Origin of the sequence: Acrocarpospora phusangensis (assembly GCF_016862995.1) — a bacterium.
GTDB classification, from domain to species: Bacteria; Actinomycetota; Actinomycetes; order Streptosporangiales; family Streptosporangiaceae; genus Acrocarpospora; species Acrocarpospora phusangensis.
The window spans coordinates 45,838-59,681 of sequence record NZ_BOOA01000023.1; the positions used below are offsets into that span (position 1 = coordinate 45,838).

Here is a 13,844-nt window from a genome sequence, read left to right on the forward strand (position 1 = left end):
AAGCTCGCGCAAAGATCGTTTAGGCCCTGACATGTCGGGATATAGCGCGAGATGTCGCTCCGGAGGACGTACAGGCCGAGAGACACGCTCGTTGGGCCAGGGCGAACCCAAGGAGTGGTGATATTTCTACTAAGAGCTACCGAGGCCGGTAAGCCTCTCCTTCGCGACAAGTGCTGATATAGCGCAAATATCTCGTCTGACCAGGCATTACAGGCTTCTTGCCGTTCTTGGGACCTCGGCGCGCGGCCTGGGTACCCTCGGATCCATGTCCACCCGCAGGTCAGCCATCGTGATCGCCCTGGCGCTCCTCGGCACGTCCGCGTGCGGAGCCCAGACCGCCTCCGAGGGCGCCCTCGGCACCCCACCGCCCGCGGCTGAGGCGACCCCGGAGAGCCCTCCCCCGACGCCGAAGCCGACCCCCACCGGTCCGCCCAAGTTCACCGCCAAGATCAGCGACGTCACCCGCGACCAGGTCAAGTACTCCTGGCGGGAAGGCTGCCCCGTCACCCTGGACGATCTGCGGCTGGTCACCATGACCTACTGGGGTTTCGACAACAAGGCGCACACCGGTCACATGGTCCTCAACGCCACGGTCGCCAAGGACGTCGTCTCCGTCTTCAAGAAGCTGTACGACGATCGCTACCCGATCCGCCGCATGGAGCCCGTCGACGCGTACAAGGCCGACGACTACAAGTCGATCGACGCCGACAACACCTCCGCCTTCAACTGCCGTCCGGCGACCGGTTCGTCCCACTGGTCCCAGCACGCGTACGGCTATGCGGTCGACCTGAACCCGCTCGAGAACCCCTACCTGGAAGCCGACGGCTCCAACGCCCACCGGAACGCCGACGCGTACGTCAAGCGTCCGCTGGACAAGCCGGGCGTGATCAACCCTGGCGACAAGGTCGTCAAGGCGTTCGCGGAGATCGGCTGGGGCTGGGGCGGCGACTGGTCCGGCATCAAGGACTACCAGCACTTCTCAAAGAGCGGCCGATAAGCACGGACATCGTGGCATCGTGCCAGAGATCGGAGTCGGCGACGGCACTGAGCTACGAACGATCCGCCACACCTGAACATCCGGCGGCGCTCAGAACTGTCGGTGGCGGCTGACAGGATCGGGCCATGGCTTTCCCGCTCGACCTCCTCCCGTGCCCGGCCTCCGGCGACGTCATCCTCGTCCCCCGGGGTCTCGTCCACGCCCGGCTCACGCCCGCCGACCGGCGCGAGCTCATCGAGCAACTGCAAGCCCTCGACCTGCGGGAATCGCCGAGGGAATCGTTAGCCTGCTTAGCCGGGTGATCCACCGCAACCCGTCCATCCCGTACAAGATGGACGGGACCGGATTACGTCCTGCGGTGAGGCGGCGTGATTACTCGGGGGTGCACCAGCTGCTGACCGCGACCACGAAGCCCTCGGCCTTCAGGGGGTCCAGCGACAGCTGCTCGCCCGCGAACTGGGCGAAGGTCATGGGGTCGTCGGGCGAGGCGAGGATCTTCTCGCATACCTGAATGCCTACCGAAATGGCCTGGGCCTGGTTGGCGGCCACTCCGGCGTCGACATCCTTCAGCGCCCGGAGGAACTCCTGCTTCTGCTCCTCGGAGAGCTCGGGAGCGGCGGCGATCGTGATGGCCGACGGCGCGGGGCTCGCCGCCGCAGTGCCGCCCGCGGTACCGGGAGCCGCGGGATCCGCGGTCTCCGACCCGGAACATCCGGCCAGGGCAAAGACGGCCACAGCAAAAACTGGAACGAGTCGATTCATGAAAAATCACCCTAACGCCCACCCCACCACAAGGTGGGGCGGGCGAGGAATGTCGTGCTATCGGCTGCCCACTACTGCTTCAGGTGGCAGATCGCAGGTGAGGGACCATACGTTAACCCTCGGATGCGGACAGATCGGGAAGGATGGCTTACCACTCCATAACGATCAGTCATCGGCCGCGTCACAAGCTAGCGCTATCGGCGCTGGCACGGTCAACTGCTTGCGGCGACCGTGGTCTAGGGTGACGCGGCGCGACAGGAGACGACGATGCAACAGTGGCTCCGTTCGAGCCCCCTCCCGACGATCTGGCCCGCGGATCGGTACGAGGTGCGCTGCACCCGGCCGGCCCCCGACTTCACGACCGTGGACCGTTACCATTTCGCCGAGTTCGCCCACGACGCCGCGGAAGGCGTCCAGGCGGCCGGCCTGGCGACCCAGGTCGTGGTGGTCCGCCTTGAGGACGGCATCGTCCTGTTCGAGCAAGGGATGACGGTTCCGTTAGAGGCTTGGTGAGCGAAACTGGTCTCATGGCGGCTAAGGACGGTGACGGCTGGGCCCGATGTGATCGGGGTCATCAACACTGGGGTGTGCACGGCGCGAGCGGCCTGCTGGCCGTCCACCACACCCTTGAGGGTCCGTATGTGCTGATGCAGAAGCGGTCCTGGTGGAGTCATCACGGCGGGACGTGGGGGCTGCCCGGCGGCGCGCGCGACAGCCATGAGGACGCCATCGCCAGCGCTCTGCGGGAGGCCCGCGAGGAGGCGGCGCTCGCCGGTGACCTGCTGCGTGTGCTGGGTGTCTATGCGGACGACCACGGCGGCTGGTCGTTCCACACGGTGATCGCCGAGGCCGCCGAACTGCTCTCCGCCGTGCCCGCCAACGCGGAGAGCGCGGCGATGCGCTGGGTGCCCGCCGATCGCATCGACCGCAAGAAGCTCCACCCCGGCTTCGCCGAGACCTGGCCGCTGGTCCGGCCCACGCTCGACCCGCTGGTCCTCATCCTGGACATGGCCAACATCATCGGCGCCCGCGCCGAGCACGGCTGGTGGCGGGACCGGGCGGGCGCGACGACCCGCCTGCTCACCGAGTTGAGCGCCCTCGCCGACCGCGGCCTGGAACGCAAGATCGAGGGCGTGGCCGACCTCACCTGGCGCTTCCCCCGCATGATCGCCGTCGTCGAGGGCGCCGCCCGCGCCACGACCCCGCCGCCGCTCAACCCCGCCCTGTCCGTCCTGCCCGCGCCCGGCAGCGGCGACGACGCCATCGTCGAGGTGGTCGGCGCGGTACGCCCCTGGGAACGCGCCCTGGTCATCACCGCCGACCGCGGCCTGCGCGACCGGGTGACCGAACTGGGCGCCATGGTGATCGGCCCGAGTTGGTTGTTGTCACAACTCTGAGGCCACCCCGCTCCCGGTCATGACCGGGTAAACGATCTGCCACGATGGTTCGCATGGCTGATCGGGCGACGGTGGAGGCCTCGGCGGAGATCCCTCCCGCCGAATGGGGGCGTCGTGCTCCCATGGCTCCGGTCGCGCCCTGGTTGTTCGCGGTCATCGTGGGTTTGCTGGTCTTCGGGCGGTTCGTGCTCTCGCCGTACCTGACGGCGCCGGCGTTGCAGACGTGGGCGACCATCTTCGTGGCGATCTGTGTGCAGGCGCTGCCGTTCCTCGTCTTCGGGGTGCTGCTGTCCGCCGCGATCACGGCATTCGTCCCGCCGTCGTTCTGGACCAAGGCCCTGCCGAAACGCCCGATCATGGCGGTTCCGATTGCCGGTGCGGCCGGTGCGGTGCTGCCCGGCTGCGAGTGCGCTTCGGTGCCGGTGGCGTCCGGGCTGATGGCACGAGGAGTCACGCCGGCCGCGGCGCTGGCCTTCCTGCTGGCCTCGCCCGCGATCAACCCGGTGGTGGTGGTCGCCACCGTGGTCGCCTTTCCCGGGCAGCCGATGATGGCGGTGGCCAGGTTCGGCGCGTCCCTGCTGGTCGCCGTCCTGGCTGGATGGTTGTGGCTGAGGTTCGGCCGATCCGACTGGCTCAGAATCCCGTCGCGTCCGGCTGACGCCGGCTCGAAATGGGCGAACTTCCGGGACGCGATGCAGCACGACTTCCTGCACGCCGGGGGTTTCCTCGTCGTCGGCGGGATGACCGCGGCCACCATGAACGTGATCGTGCCGCGCTCCTGGCTGGACGCGGTGGCGGGGGTGCCCTGGCTGTCGGTGCTGGCTCTCGCGCTGCTCGCGGTGATCCTGTCGATCTGCTCGGAGGCGGATGCCTTCGTGGCGGCTTCGCTCACGTCGTTCTCTCCGACCGCGCGGCTGGCGTTCCTGGTCGTCGGCCCGATGGTCGATCTCAAGCTGATCGCTCTGCAGACGGGCACGTTCGGCCGCCGTTTCGCGGTGCGGTTCGTGCCGGTCACGTTTGCTCTGGCCGTTCTGGTGAGTGTGGCGGTGGGAGGGGTGCTGCTGTGAGCCGGTTGACGCAGAGCCTTCTGCTGGTCCTGCTCGGTGGGGCGGTGCTGCGGATCAGCCTGCTGTCCACGACGTATCTGAATTATGTGAAACCGGGTTTCCGGCCGTTTCTGGTCGCGGCTGGGCTTGTGGTGTTCGTGCTTGGTTTGGTCGGCGTCTATCAGGAATGGCGCAAGAACTCCCACGAGGACGAGCACGAGCATGGGCATGGGCATGGACATGGGCCCGGTGTGGCGTGGCTGCTCACGCTTCCCGTCTTCGCCATCTTCCTGATCGCTCCGCCTGCTCTCGGGGCCTTCGCGGCCCGTTCGGAGGAGGTGCCTGCGCGGCCACCGGTGGCGGCGCTCGACGCGTACGCGCCGCTGGCGTCGGGCCAGGTCACGGCCATGCCGCTGGGTGAGTTCATCGGCCGTGCGTGGGGCGATTCCGGGCGTTCGCTGGCCGGCAGGCAGGTACGGCTGACCGGTTTCGTGGTGCCGTCGAAGAAGAAGGACCGCTGGTATGTCGCGCGGATCCAGATCGCCTGCTGCGCCGCGGACGGAATCCCGTTGAAGGTCGCCGTGCTCGACGCGGACGCGCCGCCCGAGAACACGTGGGTCGAGGTGACCGGCACCTGGGTTGATCCGAAGCTTGAGGAGCTTCCCAAGGGCACGGTCGCTCCGGAGCTCTCAGCAGGCTCCGTGACGGTGATACCGGCGCCGGTGGAACCGTACGAATAGGAAAGTCCGGGGCAGACATCGAGCAGGGGGATCTCGGCGTCTGCCCCGGTTCCAGGGGCTTCGGTTAGCGCTTGAAGCGGGCGGCCAGCGGGGCGAGGACCTTGGTCAGGTGGCCGTGCTTCTTCGCGTACGCGACGATCAGCGCGATGGGCAGGAGCAGGGCGCCGGCGGCGATGGGGTCAGGGTTGGGCGCGCCGTCGACGGGCTGCTTCGCTTGTACGGTGATCGCGGTCGTGTCGTTCTTCTGGGTCTGCTGGAACTCGCGCACCTTGTCCGGGTAGCCGTAGCCGACGATCGTGCCGCTGTCGCGGATCTTGCTGACGACCGCGTTGTGGACGTTGCCCTCGATGGTCTTGATCTTGGTGTTGCTGATCACGGACTCCACGAGACCGACGTGGTCGATCGCGTTGATGTTGTGCGAACCGCCCCAGTCGAAGAAGACGACGGCGCCGGGCTTGGGCGTGGTGCCCCAGGCGTCGTGCTTCTCGAACCACTTCGCGTGATCCGGGGTCCAGGCGAACTGGCCGACGTGCGCGGCCTGGCCGGTCTGGTGGGCAACCCAGGAGACGAACATGTCGCACCAGGCGGCGTCCTTGTAGCCGGCCTTCTTTGCGACAGTCTTACCGAACCAGTCGCCGAACTTCGAGGCGCCGTTCACTTCGGCGTACCCCAGCTGGGAGTTGGCCATCTTGAGCAGGGCATCGTTGTTGTAGGTCGTCATTGGTTCCAAGAGCGAAACTCAGGCTTTACGCAACCGTGCCGCAGACGGTAAGCCGGGAGCCGCTGTTTGTAGGCTGTGGGGCTGGGTTCGCTTTGCCAAAGACGGTGGTCAGGAGAGCGAACCTTGCGGCTTCTTGGGTCGTGGATTAACCGCGACCCCTCCAACATATCCACGCTCAAGCCCAGGTCAACCCATGTCCACACTTCTTTGCCTTAGGGGACCTATTCCTCATGTCGGGCAAAAGCGGCTAATCACTCCGGGGCGGGGGTAGGCGCACGTCGGATTCCTCGTGGAATCAGGACTTTCGGAGACCTGGAGGCCGTCTCACGGACGCCATCTCGCGGGTATTCGGCAAGGGTTCGCGACTCCCTGATTTTGCAAAGAAGCCACGCCGCGCGCTAATTGAAATATCAACGTTCCGCGTACGCGCGCTTGCCGAACCCTGACTTGTCACACCGTTACTTGACGATTCAACCGGGGAGTACATGACTACTCACCGTCATAGTTCTACGGAGCGTGCCCGTGTTTCGTCGGTTGGTCATTGTCGCTTCGGCCGTCGCCCTGCTCGCCATCATGGGCTCGGCCTCCAACTCATCCGCCACCGACCGTCGCGACCGCAAACCCACCCTCAGCCTCCCCGGAGCGGGCCCCGCCGCCCGCGCCGTCGACGACGCCGCCGAATTCCTGTACGGCCTCAGCAACATCCCCGGCGCCTCCATCGGAGGCAACATCACCTGCGGCGCGGCCAACGTGCTCTGGGCACTCGCCGGACGCCCCCGCTCGACCTGCGGAAAGGAGTCGGCCGCCCGCAGGAACGGCACCGAGGGCCTCGACCTGGACATCGAATAGGGCCGCGTCAGCCCAGCAGTCGTCGCAGTTCGTAACCGGCCTCGTCGCACCCGGCGTCCCACAGCCGCTGCAACTCAAGCGCGTCGCCCGCCCCGACCGCGCGCCGCGTGAGCAGGTGACCGGCGCGTATGCAGCCTTCGTCCAGCAGTTCGCTCAGCTCGCCGAGGTCGCCACGGGCCTCGGCGAGATCGGCCAGCCGATCCAGGGCGGTCTCGTTGCCCTCGTCGGCCAGCGCGCGCAGGGTGTCTCGGTCAAGGTTCATGTCCCCATGGTGCGACCTTGCCCTTAGGGCAAGGTCAAGTGCGGCAGCATGGGCTGGTGATTACCATCGGCCAGCTCGCCCGGTACGCCGGTGTCTCGACCAAGACGATCCGGGTCTACCACGACAAAGGGTTGCTGCCTGAGCCTGACCGCGACTCCTCCGGCTACCGGCGCTATACCGCCCAGGACGCCATCGATCTGATCAAGATCCGTACCCTGGCCGGAGCCGGAGTGCCGCTGGCCCGCATCCGGGAACTCCGCGCGGCGTCCGACGAGGACTTCCAAGAGGCCATCCACCAAGTCGACGCCGGCCTCACCGCCCGGATCCAAGAGCTGCGGGAGACCCAGAAGCGGCTGCGACGGCTCGCCGCCGGCCGGCTCCAGATGCTCCTCCCCGAGGTCAACAGCCACCTCGACCGCCTACCGGCACTCGGGTTCAGCCCGCGCTGGGTCGCCCTGGAGACCGACCTGTGGATCCTGGTCTTCGCCACCCATCCCGACACCGCGCTCGAACTGTTCCGCGACCAGACCGAGGCCCTCGACGACCCCACGCTCCGTCAGATGTACCTCGACTACGACGAAGCCCACGACCTCGATCCGTACGATCCCCGCATCGACGACCTGGCCCGGCGTATCGTCCAGGCGAGCCGAGAGCGGTACGGATCAAACGATCTCCCCGGGCAGGACACCGACTCCGAGATTCCCGCGCTCATCCAGGGAGCGGTCACCGCCTCATCCCCCGCGTGGCAACGACTCGACGCCTTGATCCGCGAGCGGCTCCTTCGGTAGGACAAACGTTCTCTCTGGTCTGACCTGCGGGTATCGTGAAGAAGGCGAGCAGCCTTCGAGCCGACGGCTCGAGATCGGTTCTCCGGACGCCAGGCCCAGCCAGGGCCTCCCGGAGTCGGAGATGGGTGCTGCCAAAGCCGACGGCGACCTATCTTCGCGAGAACAATCAGGAGAACTAGCGGGGGCCATGGCCACAGTGGCCGATGTGCTCACGCGCCAGATCCTCAAGGGCCAGTGCGGTCCGCCGCCCCAGAGGTCGGAGGATGAACGCCAAGCACAGAACCTCGATCATCGCCCGCATCACGCTGTTCACCGGCGTGGTGGCCGCCTTGCTGTCCACTCTGCTGGCCGTCGTCCTGATGGTCGCCATCCACAATTACGCCACCGACGCGGTCTACACGGAACTCCGCGGGGCCAGCGGTCGGGTGGCACAGAAGGTGGAACAGTACAAAACGGTGGCGCTCGCACCCGCGCAGCATGACCCGCAGAACGTCCAGATCATCGACCAGAGCGGGCTGGTTGTCGCCTCCACCGCTGCATTGCGGGGTAAACCGCCTATGGCGGACTTCGCCCTTGGCGCCATGGGCAGCAAGAAGGCGGTCGTGTGCGACGGCGTCTTCGGGGCCGGCCGCTGCCACATCGTGATGGCGCAGACGGCCCACCGGCCCGGTGGAGACTGGACCGTCTACGCGTCCATGCCCGTGGTTCCCATGTATGTCAAGCCCTGGCTGGCCGTCCTGGTGATCGGGTCCACAACCCTGCTGGCCGTGGCCATCACCTGCCTCGGCTACCGGATCGCCACCGCGTCCCTCCGGCCGGTCAGCGCCATCCGCAGGGAACTCGACGAGATCAACGCGACATGTCCCGGGCGGCGGGTACCGGTTCCGCCCAGTAAGGACGAGATTCATGACCTGGCCGAGAGCGTCAACCACACGCTGACACGGTTGCAGGGGGCGATGGAGCAGCAGCGCCAATTCGCCTCCGACGCCTCCCACGATCTGCGCAGCCCGATCGCCGCGATGCGCGTGGAGGTCGAGGACGCGTTGATGTCGTCGCCGGAACCGACCATGACGCGGGTCGGGAACACTGTGCTCTGCAGCCTGGACCGGCTTGAGGCGATCGTGTCTGATCTGCTGTTCATCGCTCGGCTTGACGCGGGTACGCCGTGTGGGAACGACCCGATCGACCTGGCCGAGCTGGCGAGCCAGGAATGCCGGGCGCGCCGCCAGACGACCAAAAGGTTCGTGTGCAGCCTTCAACGGGGGGTGCTGATTCTGGGAGACCGGGTACGGCTGAGCCGCCTGCTCACCAACCTGCTCGACAACGCCGACCGGCACGCCGAAACCACAATCATGATCAAGGTAAGCCGCGCCGACGCGAAGCACAACGCGGACAGCGTCGCGGTCCTGGAGGTCATCGACGACGGTCCGGGCATCGATCCGGACAAACGCGATCTGGTGTTCCAGCGGTTCGCCCGGCTGGACTCGGCTCGCGCCAAGGATGCCGGCGGCACCGGGCTGGGGCTGTCGATCGCCCGCCAGATCGCCGAATCCTGCGGGGGCACCCTCCGCATCGAAGACAGCGATCGTGGTGCCCGCTTCGTCCTCCGCCTCCCATGCTACGAAAACGCCCACCTCGCCCACACCGCCCCAGACCTCTGACGTCCAACTTCGCCCCTCTGCCGAGAGCCGATCGGACAACCAACGCTCCGTTTCCGGCTGAACCGGGTGAGTCCCGGATAGCGATCATCTTGTGGTGAAGGGGAGTCAGGTGGTGTGCTGGGGGTCAGGTCCATCAGGTGCTGACGGAACTGGCCACCGCGCTTGGTGAACCCGGCACCGCCTGGTCGTACGCGATCCGGGCGGTGACCACACAGCTTTGACCAGCCCTCGCCCCTTGGGAGCCCCCGTGGATCGGTTCGACGACGGAATTCCGCATGCCGCCCGGATCTGGAACTACTGGATGGGCGGCACCGACAACTACGAAGCCGACCGAGCGGCAGGAAAGGCCGTCGCCGACGTTTACCCAGACATCGTCACGATGGCCCTTGAATCCCGCCAGTTCCTCATCCGGGCGGTACGGTTCCTCGCCGCCGAAACCGGAATCCGGCAATTCCTGGACATCGGCACGGGATTACCCACCATGTCCAACACCCACGAAGTGGCCCAGGAGATCGCCCCCGACTCCCGGGTCGTGTACGTCGACAACGACCCCCTGGTCATCGAACAGAGCCGCGCCCTGCTCGGAGACAACACCGGATTGGTCACCTATTTGGAGGCCGACTACCACGACCCCGAGGCCATCATCGGAGCCTCCGGGCTCGACCTCACCCGCCCTGTCGCCGTCATGTTCATGGGCGTACTCGGCTACGTCGCCGACTTCGCCGTCCTGCGCTCCATCGTCTCGCGCACCCTGGCACCCATGCCCTCCGGTAGCCATCTGGTGCTCTGGGACGGCACCAACACCAGCGCCGCGGTCAACGAGGGCGGCACCGCCCTCATCGAGGCCGGCGCGGCCCCCTACCACCTGCGCAGCCCCGCACAACTGACCCGCTGCTTCGAGGGCCTGGACCTCGTCCCACCCGGCCTCACCGAAATCACCCGCTGGGGCACCGACTCCTCGGCTCCTTCCCTCGACACCCATGGCGGCGTGGGCCGGAAACCCTAGAACGTCCCAGCGAAATGACAGGCGCGCTCCCGCAGTGCTCCGAACGGTATCTCAGGACATTTGTCCACCGGATATAGGAATCCTTCGGTACGGTGCCGGCCATGAGCGAGCTTGCGCCAGGGCTGTACGAGCGACTCGTTACCGAAGGGCTGGCTCGGGAGTTGGTCGGGCACGGGGAGTGGGCGCAGATGCGGGCGCTTGAGCAGGTCGAGGCGGCGGATGTGCTCACCGCGCATCTGGCGGCGCTCACGCGTCGGGCGTTACGGGCGTTTCGGGGTACTGACGCCGAACGACTGGCGGGGCAGGTGGAGTTGGCCAATCGACTGGCGGCCGTACTGGGGGAAGATACGCAGGACGATCTTGTGGCGGGGTCGCGGGAGTTGTTGCTGGCAGTGACGCGGAGTCGTACGCCGGAAGGAAGGCCGGTTTTTCCGCGGCGGCCGGAGACGCCGTTGAGCGCCAGTGCGCTGCTGGTCAACGGGCATGGGCAGCCGAGTGTCGGACACGAGCTCAAGCGGGAGCTGGCTTCGGCGGATCGGGTGGATCTCCTGTGTGCGTTCGTGCGCTGGTATGGGGTGCGGATTCTTGAGGATGAGCTGGCCGAGTTCGTACGTGGGGGCGGACAGCTGAGGGTGATCACGACCACGTATCGGGGGGCGACGGAGCGGCGGGCGTTGGATCGGCTGGTTGAGCTGGGGGCCGAAGTCAAGATCTCGTACGAGACCAGGACAACGCGGTTACATGCCAAAGCGTGGCTGTTTCGCAGGGAGACGGGATTCTCGACGGCCTATGTGGGTTCGTCGAATCTGTCCAAGTCAGCGTTGATCGATGGCCTGGAGTGGAATGTCCGGCTGTCGGCTGTGGAGCAGCCGCATCTGCTGGACACGTTCGCGGCCACGTTCGAGGAGTACTGGGGCGATCCGGCCTTCGAGGACTACGACCCGACTGCCGATCGGGGGCGTCTGGATGAGGCGCTGGCGCTGGAGGGCGCGGGGGCGCGCGAGTTGCCGTGGACGGTCGCCGCGGTGGATGTGCGGCCGTTCGGCTATCAGGGGGAGGTACTCGCCGAGCTGGCCGCCGAGCGGCAGGTCCATGATCGGTGGCGCAACCTGGTGGTAATGGCGACGGGGACCGGCAAGACGGTGGTGTCCGCGATGGACTATCGGGGGCTGCGCGCGGCAGGTGAGGTCGAATCGGTGTTGTTCATCGCGCATCGGGAGGAGATTCTCACCCAGAGCCAAGGCACTTTCCGGCAGGTGTGCGGGATGGCGCGTTTGGCGAGTTGTACGTAGGTGGGCGGAAGCCTGAGCAGTGGCGGCACGTGTTCGCGTCCATCCAGTCGTTGCATCGTCTGGACCTGGAGCTGCTCAATCCGGAAGCGTTCGACATGGTGATCGTGGACGAGTTTCACCACGCCGAGGCGGGCACCTACACCCGGCTGCTCAATCACCTCAAGCCGCGTGTGCTGCTCGGGCTGACAGCTACCCCGGAGCGTACCGACGGGCAGGACGTCAAACACTGGTTCGGTGGGCGAATCGCGGTTGAGCTGCGGCTGTGGGAGGCCATTGAGCGGCAGTTGCTGGTGCCGTTCCAGTATTTCGGCGTACACGACGGGGTGGATCTGTCAGCGGTGCCGTGGAAGCGAGGGCAGGGGTACTTCACGGCCGAGCTGAGCAAGGTTTTCACGGGTAACGACGCCCGGGTACGACTGGTGCTGGAGACCTTGCGGCGTAAGGTCGGCGACGTCGGTCGAATGCGGGCGCTGGGGTTCTGCGTCGATGTGGAGCACGCCGAATTCATGGCGCGACGTTTCAGCGATGCGGGCATTCCCGCTTTAGCCATCACCTCGCGTACGGCTCGCGCTGACCGGGAGGCGGGGTTGCGAAAACTGCGGTCGCGTGAAGTCAATGTCGTTTTCGCCGTCGACCTGTTCAACGAGGGCGTCGACATTCCGAGCATCGACACGGTGCTGTTCCTGCGGCCGACCGACAGCGCCACCGTCTTCCTGCAGCAGCTCGGGCGTGGGCTGCGCCTGGATGACGGCAAAGCGTGCCTGACGGTACTGGATTTCATCGGGAACCAGCATCGCCGGTTTCGGTTCGATCGCCGGTACCGGGCTTTGACCGGGGCCAGCCGGACAGGGGTGGCGCGAGAGGTCGAGGCGGGGTTTCCCACGTTGCCGGCCGGGTGTCACATTGATCTGGACCGTGAGGTTTCGCGGCTGGTGTTGGGCAACATCCGGCAGGCGTTGAACCTCCGCTGGCCGGATTTGACGGCGGAACTCGCCTCGTTGCCCGAGCAGACCACGTTGGGCGGCTTTCTGGAGGAGACAGGGCTGGAGCTGGAGGACCTTTATCGTCGTCGTCTCGGCTGGGCGGCGTTGCGGCGGGCTGTCGGACGGGGGCAGGTTGCCGGGGCGCTTGACGAAAGGATCGGTAAAGCGTTCGGGCGGATGTTGCATATTGACGATCCGGACCGGCTGGAGTTTCTGCGGCGGCCACGTGGCGGAAGGTCGATACGTGAGCAGCGGCTGCTCGCGATGCTGGACGCCGCGCTCTGGGGTGGTACGCAGGCCGCCTCCGCCGCCGAGGAGCGTTTGGCCGACCTGCTTACGCACTCGGACAGGGTGAGCGAACTAATCGAGATGACCGGGCTGCTCGCGGAGCGCCGTCACCGGGTGACGTACGCCCTGCCCGGTGATGTTCCGCTGCACGTTCACGCGACCTACAGCAAGAACGAGGCTCTCGCCGCCTTCGGCGTGGACAAACCCGCGAACATGCGGGAAGGCGTGAAGTGGGTGCCCGAGGCGAACGCCGATCTGTTCTTCGTCACCATCGACAAATCCGAGAGCCTGTTCTCGCCGACGACCATGTACCACGACCGTGCCGTCACGCCGGTGCTCTTCCAGTGGGAGTCCCAGTCTCCGTTGCGACGTACGAATCCCACGGCGGTGCGGTACCAATCCGGGCGTTCTGACGTGCATCTGTTCATCAGGGAGCACAAGCGGGAGGAAGGGTTGGGGGCGCCGCCGTACCTGTACGCGGGGCCGATGGCGCACGAGTCCTGCGAAGGGGATCGGCCGGTACGGTTCCGGTGGCGCCTGGAGTATGCGCTTCCGCTGGATGTGTTCCACTTCGCCAAGGTCACAGCGGGCTGAGCATGCTTCCGCTGGAACCGCAGGTCAGGTGGCGTTTCGGGAGGTTGGGCGGAGAGCGTGGTGTCCTGGTTCAGGACATAGGAAACGGGTGTCTCAAGACATGGGAAACCCCGGTGGAGAGCGTGGGATTTCGAACCCACGAGACCGGTCACCCGGCCTAGCGCTTTTCAAGACCACTAAGACCCATGAGGACGTCTGCCCATGACCTGGGCTTACTGTCGTGCGATCAGTTTCTGAGGGAAGATCATCACGTAGATAACACGCTGCCCCGACCAGCAAGCATGCCCGCGCCTGGGCGGGCGTTAACATCTCGATCACTCATACTCCAGATCCCGTCAGCAGTAGTTATTGAACTGCGTGTGGGTCGCTGTGCCGTAGGGGATCGCGGCAGCTGGACGGGGACTGGGAGATGCGTGCCGGTGGGTGGCGCCCCCTGCGGCCGTTCCTCGATCCCGTGT

At 66.4% G+C, this 13,844-nt stretch carries 15 protein-coding genes; 12 read left to right on the top strand and 3 right to left on the bottom strand.

The features are described 5' to 3' along the window. Positions 1 to 265: 265 nt before the first annotated feature. On the top strand, positions 266 to 997 hold the full coding sequence (locus Aph01nite_RS15885) for a M15 family metallopeptidase (protein ID WP_204041648.1): 732 nt from the start codon (positions 266 to 268) through the stop codon (positions 995 to 997). 125 nt (positions 998 to 1,122) lie between these two features. Further along, positions 1,123 to 1,299, top strand: a complete 177-nt coding sequence (locus Aph01nite_RS15890) for a hypothetical protein (protein ID WP_204041649.1) — start codon at positions 1,123 to 1,125, stop codon at positions 1,297 to 1,299. A gap of 70 nt (positions 1,300 to 1,369) precedes the next feature. On the opposite strand, the gene Aph01nite_RS15895 is transcribed toward Aph01nite_RS15890, so the two are convergent. After that, positions 1,370 to 1,732: a DUF732 domain-containing protein gene (locus tag Aph01nite_RS15895; RefSeq protein ID WP_204041650.1), complete on the bottom strand. Its 363-nt coding sequence runs from the start codon at positions 1,730 to 1,732 to the stop codon at positions 1,370 to 1,372. A 294-nt stretch (positions 1,733 to 2,026) separates the two neighbouring features. Here Aph01nite_RS15895 and Aph01nite_RS15900 point away from each other — a divergent pair, with 294 nt between their 5' ends. From Aph01nite_RS15900 to Aph01nite_RS15915, 4 genes are read left to right on the top strand one after another with little or no spacing between them, the layout of a single operon-like run. Continuing rightward, a complete protein-coding gene (locus tag Aph01nite_RS15900; RefSeq protein WP_204041651.1) occupies positions 2,027 to 2,272 on the top strand; it encodes a hypothetical protein in 246 nt (81 codons plus the stop codon). 14 nt (positions 2,273 to 2,286) lie between these two features. After that, positions 2,287 to 3,156: an NUDIX hydrolase gene (locus tag Aph01nite_RS15905; protein WP_204041652.1), complete on the top strand. Its 870-nt coding sequence runs from the start codon at positions 2,287 to 2,289 to the stop codon at positions 3,154 to 3,156. A gap of 44 nt (positions 3,157 to 3,200) precedes the next feature. Continuing rightward, a complete protein-coding gene (locus Aph01nite_RS15910) occupies positions 3,201 to 4,223 on the top strand; it encodes a permease (protein ID WP_204041653.1) in 1,023 nt (340 codons plus the stop codon). Then, on the top strand, positions 4,220 to 4,942 hold the full coding sequence (locus Aph01nite_RS15915; RefSeq protein WP_204041654.1) for a TIGR03943 family putative permease subunit: 723 nt from the start codon (positions 4,220 to 4,222) through the stop codon (positions 4,940 to 4,942). The genes Aph01nite_RS15910 and Aph01nite_RS15915 overlap by 4 nt, the downstream gene beginning before the upstream one ends. Before the next feature lie 64 nt (positions 4,943 to 5,006). Here the strand turns inward: Aph01nite_RS15915 and Aph01nite_RS15920 are convergent, their stop codons facing one another. Next, positions 5,007 to 5,663, bottom strand: coding sequence for a CHAP domain-containing protein (locus tag Aph01nite_RS15920; RefSeq protein ID WP_204041655.1), 657 nt, complete (start codon positions 5,661 to 5,663; stop codon positions 5,007 to 5,009). A 522-nt stretch (positions 5,664 to 6,185) separates the two neighbouring features. On the opposite strand from Aph01nite_RS15920, the gene Aph01nite_RS15925 reads away from it, so the two are divergent. Then, on the top strand, positions 6,186 to 6,512 hold the full coding sequence (locus Aph01nite_RS15925; RefSeq protein ID WP_204041656.1) for a hypothetical protein: 327 nt from the start codon (positions 6,186 to 6,188) through the stop codon (positions 6,510 to 6,512). Between the two features lie 7 nt (positions 6,513 to 6,519). Here Aph01nite_RS15925 and Aph01nite_RS15930 read toward each other — a convergent pair whose 3' ends face one another. Then, the gene (locus Aph01nite_RS15930) at positions 6,520 to 6,774 is read right to left on the bottom strand and encodes a hypothetical protein (protein ID WP_204041657.1); all 255 of its coding nucleotides are present in this window, start codon (positions 6,772 to 6,774) and stop codon (positions 6,520 to 6,522) included. Between the two features lie 56 nt (positions 6,775 to 6,830). Here Aph01nite_RS15930 and Aph01nite_RS15935 point away from each other — a divergent pair, with 56 nt between their 5' ends. From Aph01nite_RS15935 to Aph01nite_RS42145, 5 genes are all read left to right on the top strand, one after another. Continuing rightward, the gene (locus Aph01nite_RS15935) at positions 6,831 to 7,562 is read left to right on the top strand and encodes a MerR family transcriptional regulator (RefSeq protein WP_204041658.1); all 732 of its coding nucleotides are present in this window, start codon (positions 6,831 to 6,833) and stop codon (positions 7,560 to 7,562) included. Between the two features lie 263 nt (positions 7,563 to 7,825). After that, positions 7,826 to 9,223, top strand: a complete 1,398-nt coding sequence (locus Aph01nite_RS15940; RefSeq protein ID WP_204041659.1) for a sensor histidine kinase — start codon at positions 7,826 to 7,828, stop codon at positions 9,221 to 9,223. A gap of 247 nt (positions 9,224 to 9,470) precedes the next feature. After that, complete coding sequence (locus Aph01nite_RS15945; protein WP_204041660.1) at positions 9,471 to 10,229, top strand: SAM-dependent methyltransferase; 759 nt, start codon at positions 9,471 to 9,473, stop codon at positions 10,227 to 10,229. A 101-nt stretch (positions 10,230 to 10,330) separates the two neighbouring features. Continuing rightward, positions 10,331 to 11,521: a DEAD/DEAH box helicase gene (locus tag Aph01nite_RS42140; protein ID WP_275419238.1), complete on the top strand. Its 1,191-nt coding sequence runs from the start codon at positions 10,331 to 10,333 to the stop codon at positions 11,519 to 11,521. Between the two features lie 29 nt (positions 11,522 to 11,550). Beyond that, the gene (locus Aph01nite_RS42145; protein ID WP_275419239.1) at positions 11,551 to 13,386 is read left to right on the top strand and encodes a DUF3427 domain-containing protein; all 1,836 of its coding nucleotides are present in this window, start codon (positions 11,551 to 11,553) and stop codon (positions 13,384 to 13,386) included. Positions 13,387 to 13,844 lie beyond the last annotated feature (458 nt).

Coding starts and splice junctions, on each gene's coding strand:
- Aph01nite_RS42140 (WP_275419238.1), top strand. CDS start 10,331: ATGAGCGAGCTTGCGCCAGGGCTGTACGAGCGACTCGTTACCGAAGGG.
- Aph01nite_RS15890 (WP_204041649.1), top strand. CDS start 1,123: ATGGCTTTCCCGCTCGACCTCCTCCCGTGCCCGGCCTCCGGCGACGTC.
- Aph01nite_RS15910 (WP_204041653.1), top strand. CDS start 3,201: ATGGTTCGCATGGCTGATCGGGCGACGGTGGAGGCCTCGGCGGAGATC.
- Aph01nite_RS15920 (WP_204041655.1), bottom strand. CDS start 5,663: ATGACGACCTACAACAACGATGCCCTGCTCAAGATGGCCAACTCCCAG.
- Aph01nite_RS15900 (WP_204041651.1), top strand. CDS start 2,027: ATGCAACAGTGGCTCCGTTCGAGCCCCCTCCCGACGATCTGGCCCGCG.
- Aph01nite_RS15940 (WP_204041659.1), top strand. CDS start 7,826: ATGAACGCCAAGCACAGAACCTCGATCATCGCCCGCATCACGCTGTTC.
- Aph01nite_RS15885 (WP_204041648.1), top strand. CDS start 266: ATGTCCACCCGCAGGTCAGCCATCGTGATCGCCCTGGCGCTCCTCGGC.
- Aph01nite_RS15905 (WP_204041652.1), top strand. CDS start 2,287: ATGGCGGCTAAGGACGGTGACGGCTGGGCCCGATGTGATCGGGGTCAT.
- Aph01nite_RS15930 (WP_204041657.1), bottom strand. CDS start 6,774: ATGAACCTTGACCGAGACACCCTGCGCGCGCTGGCCGACGAGGGCAAC.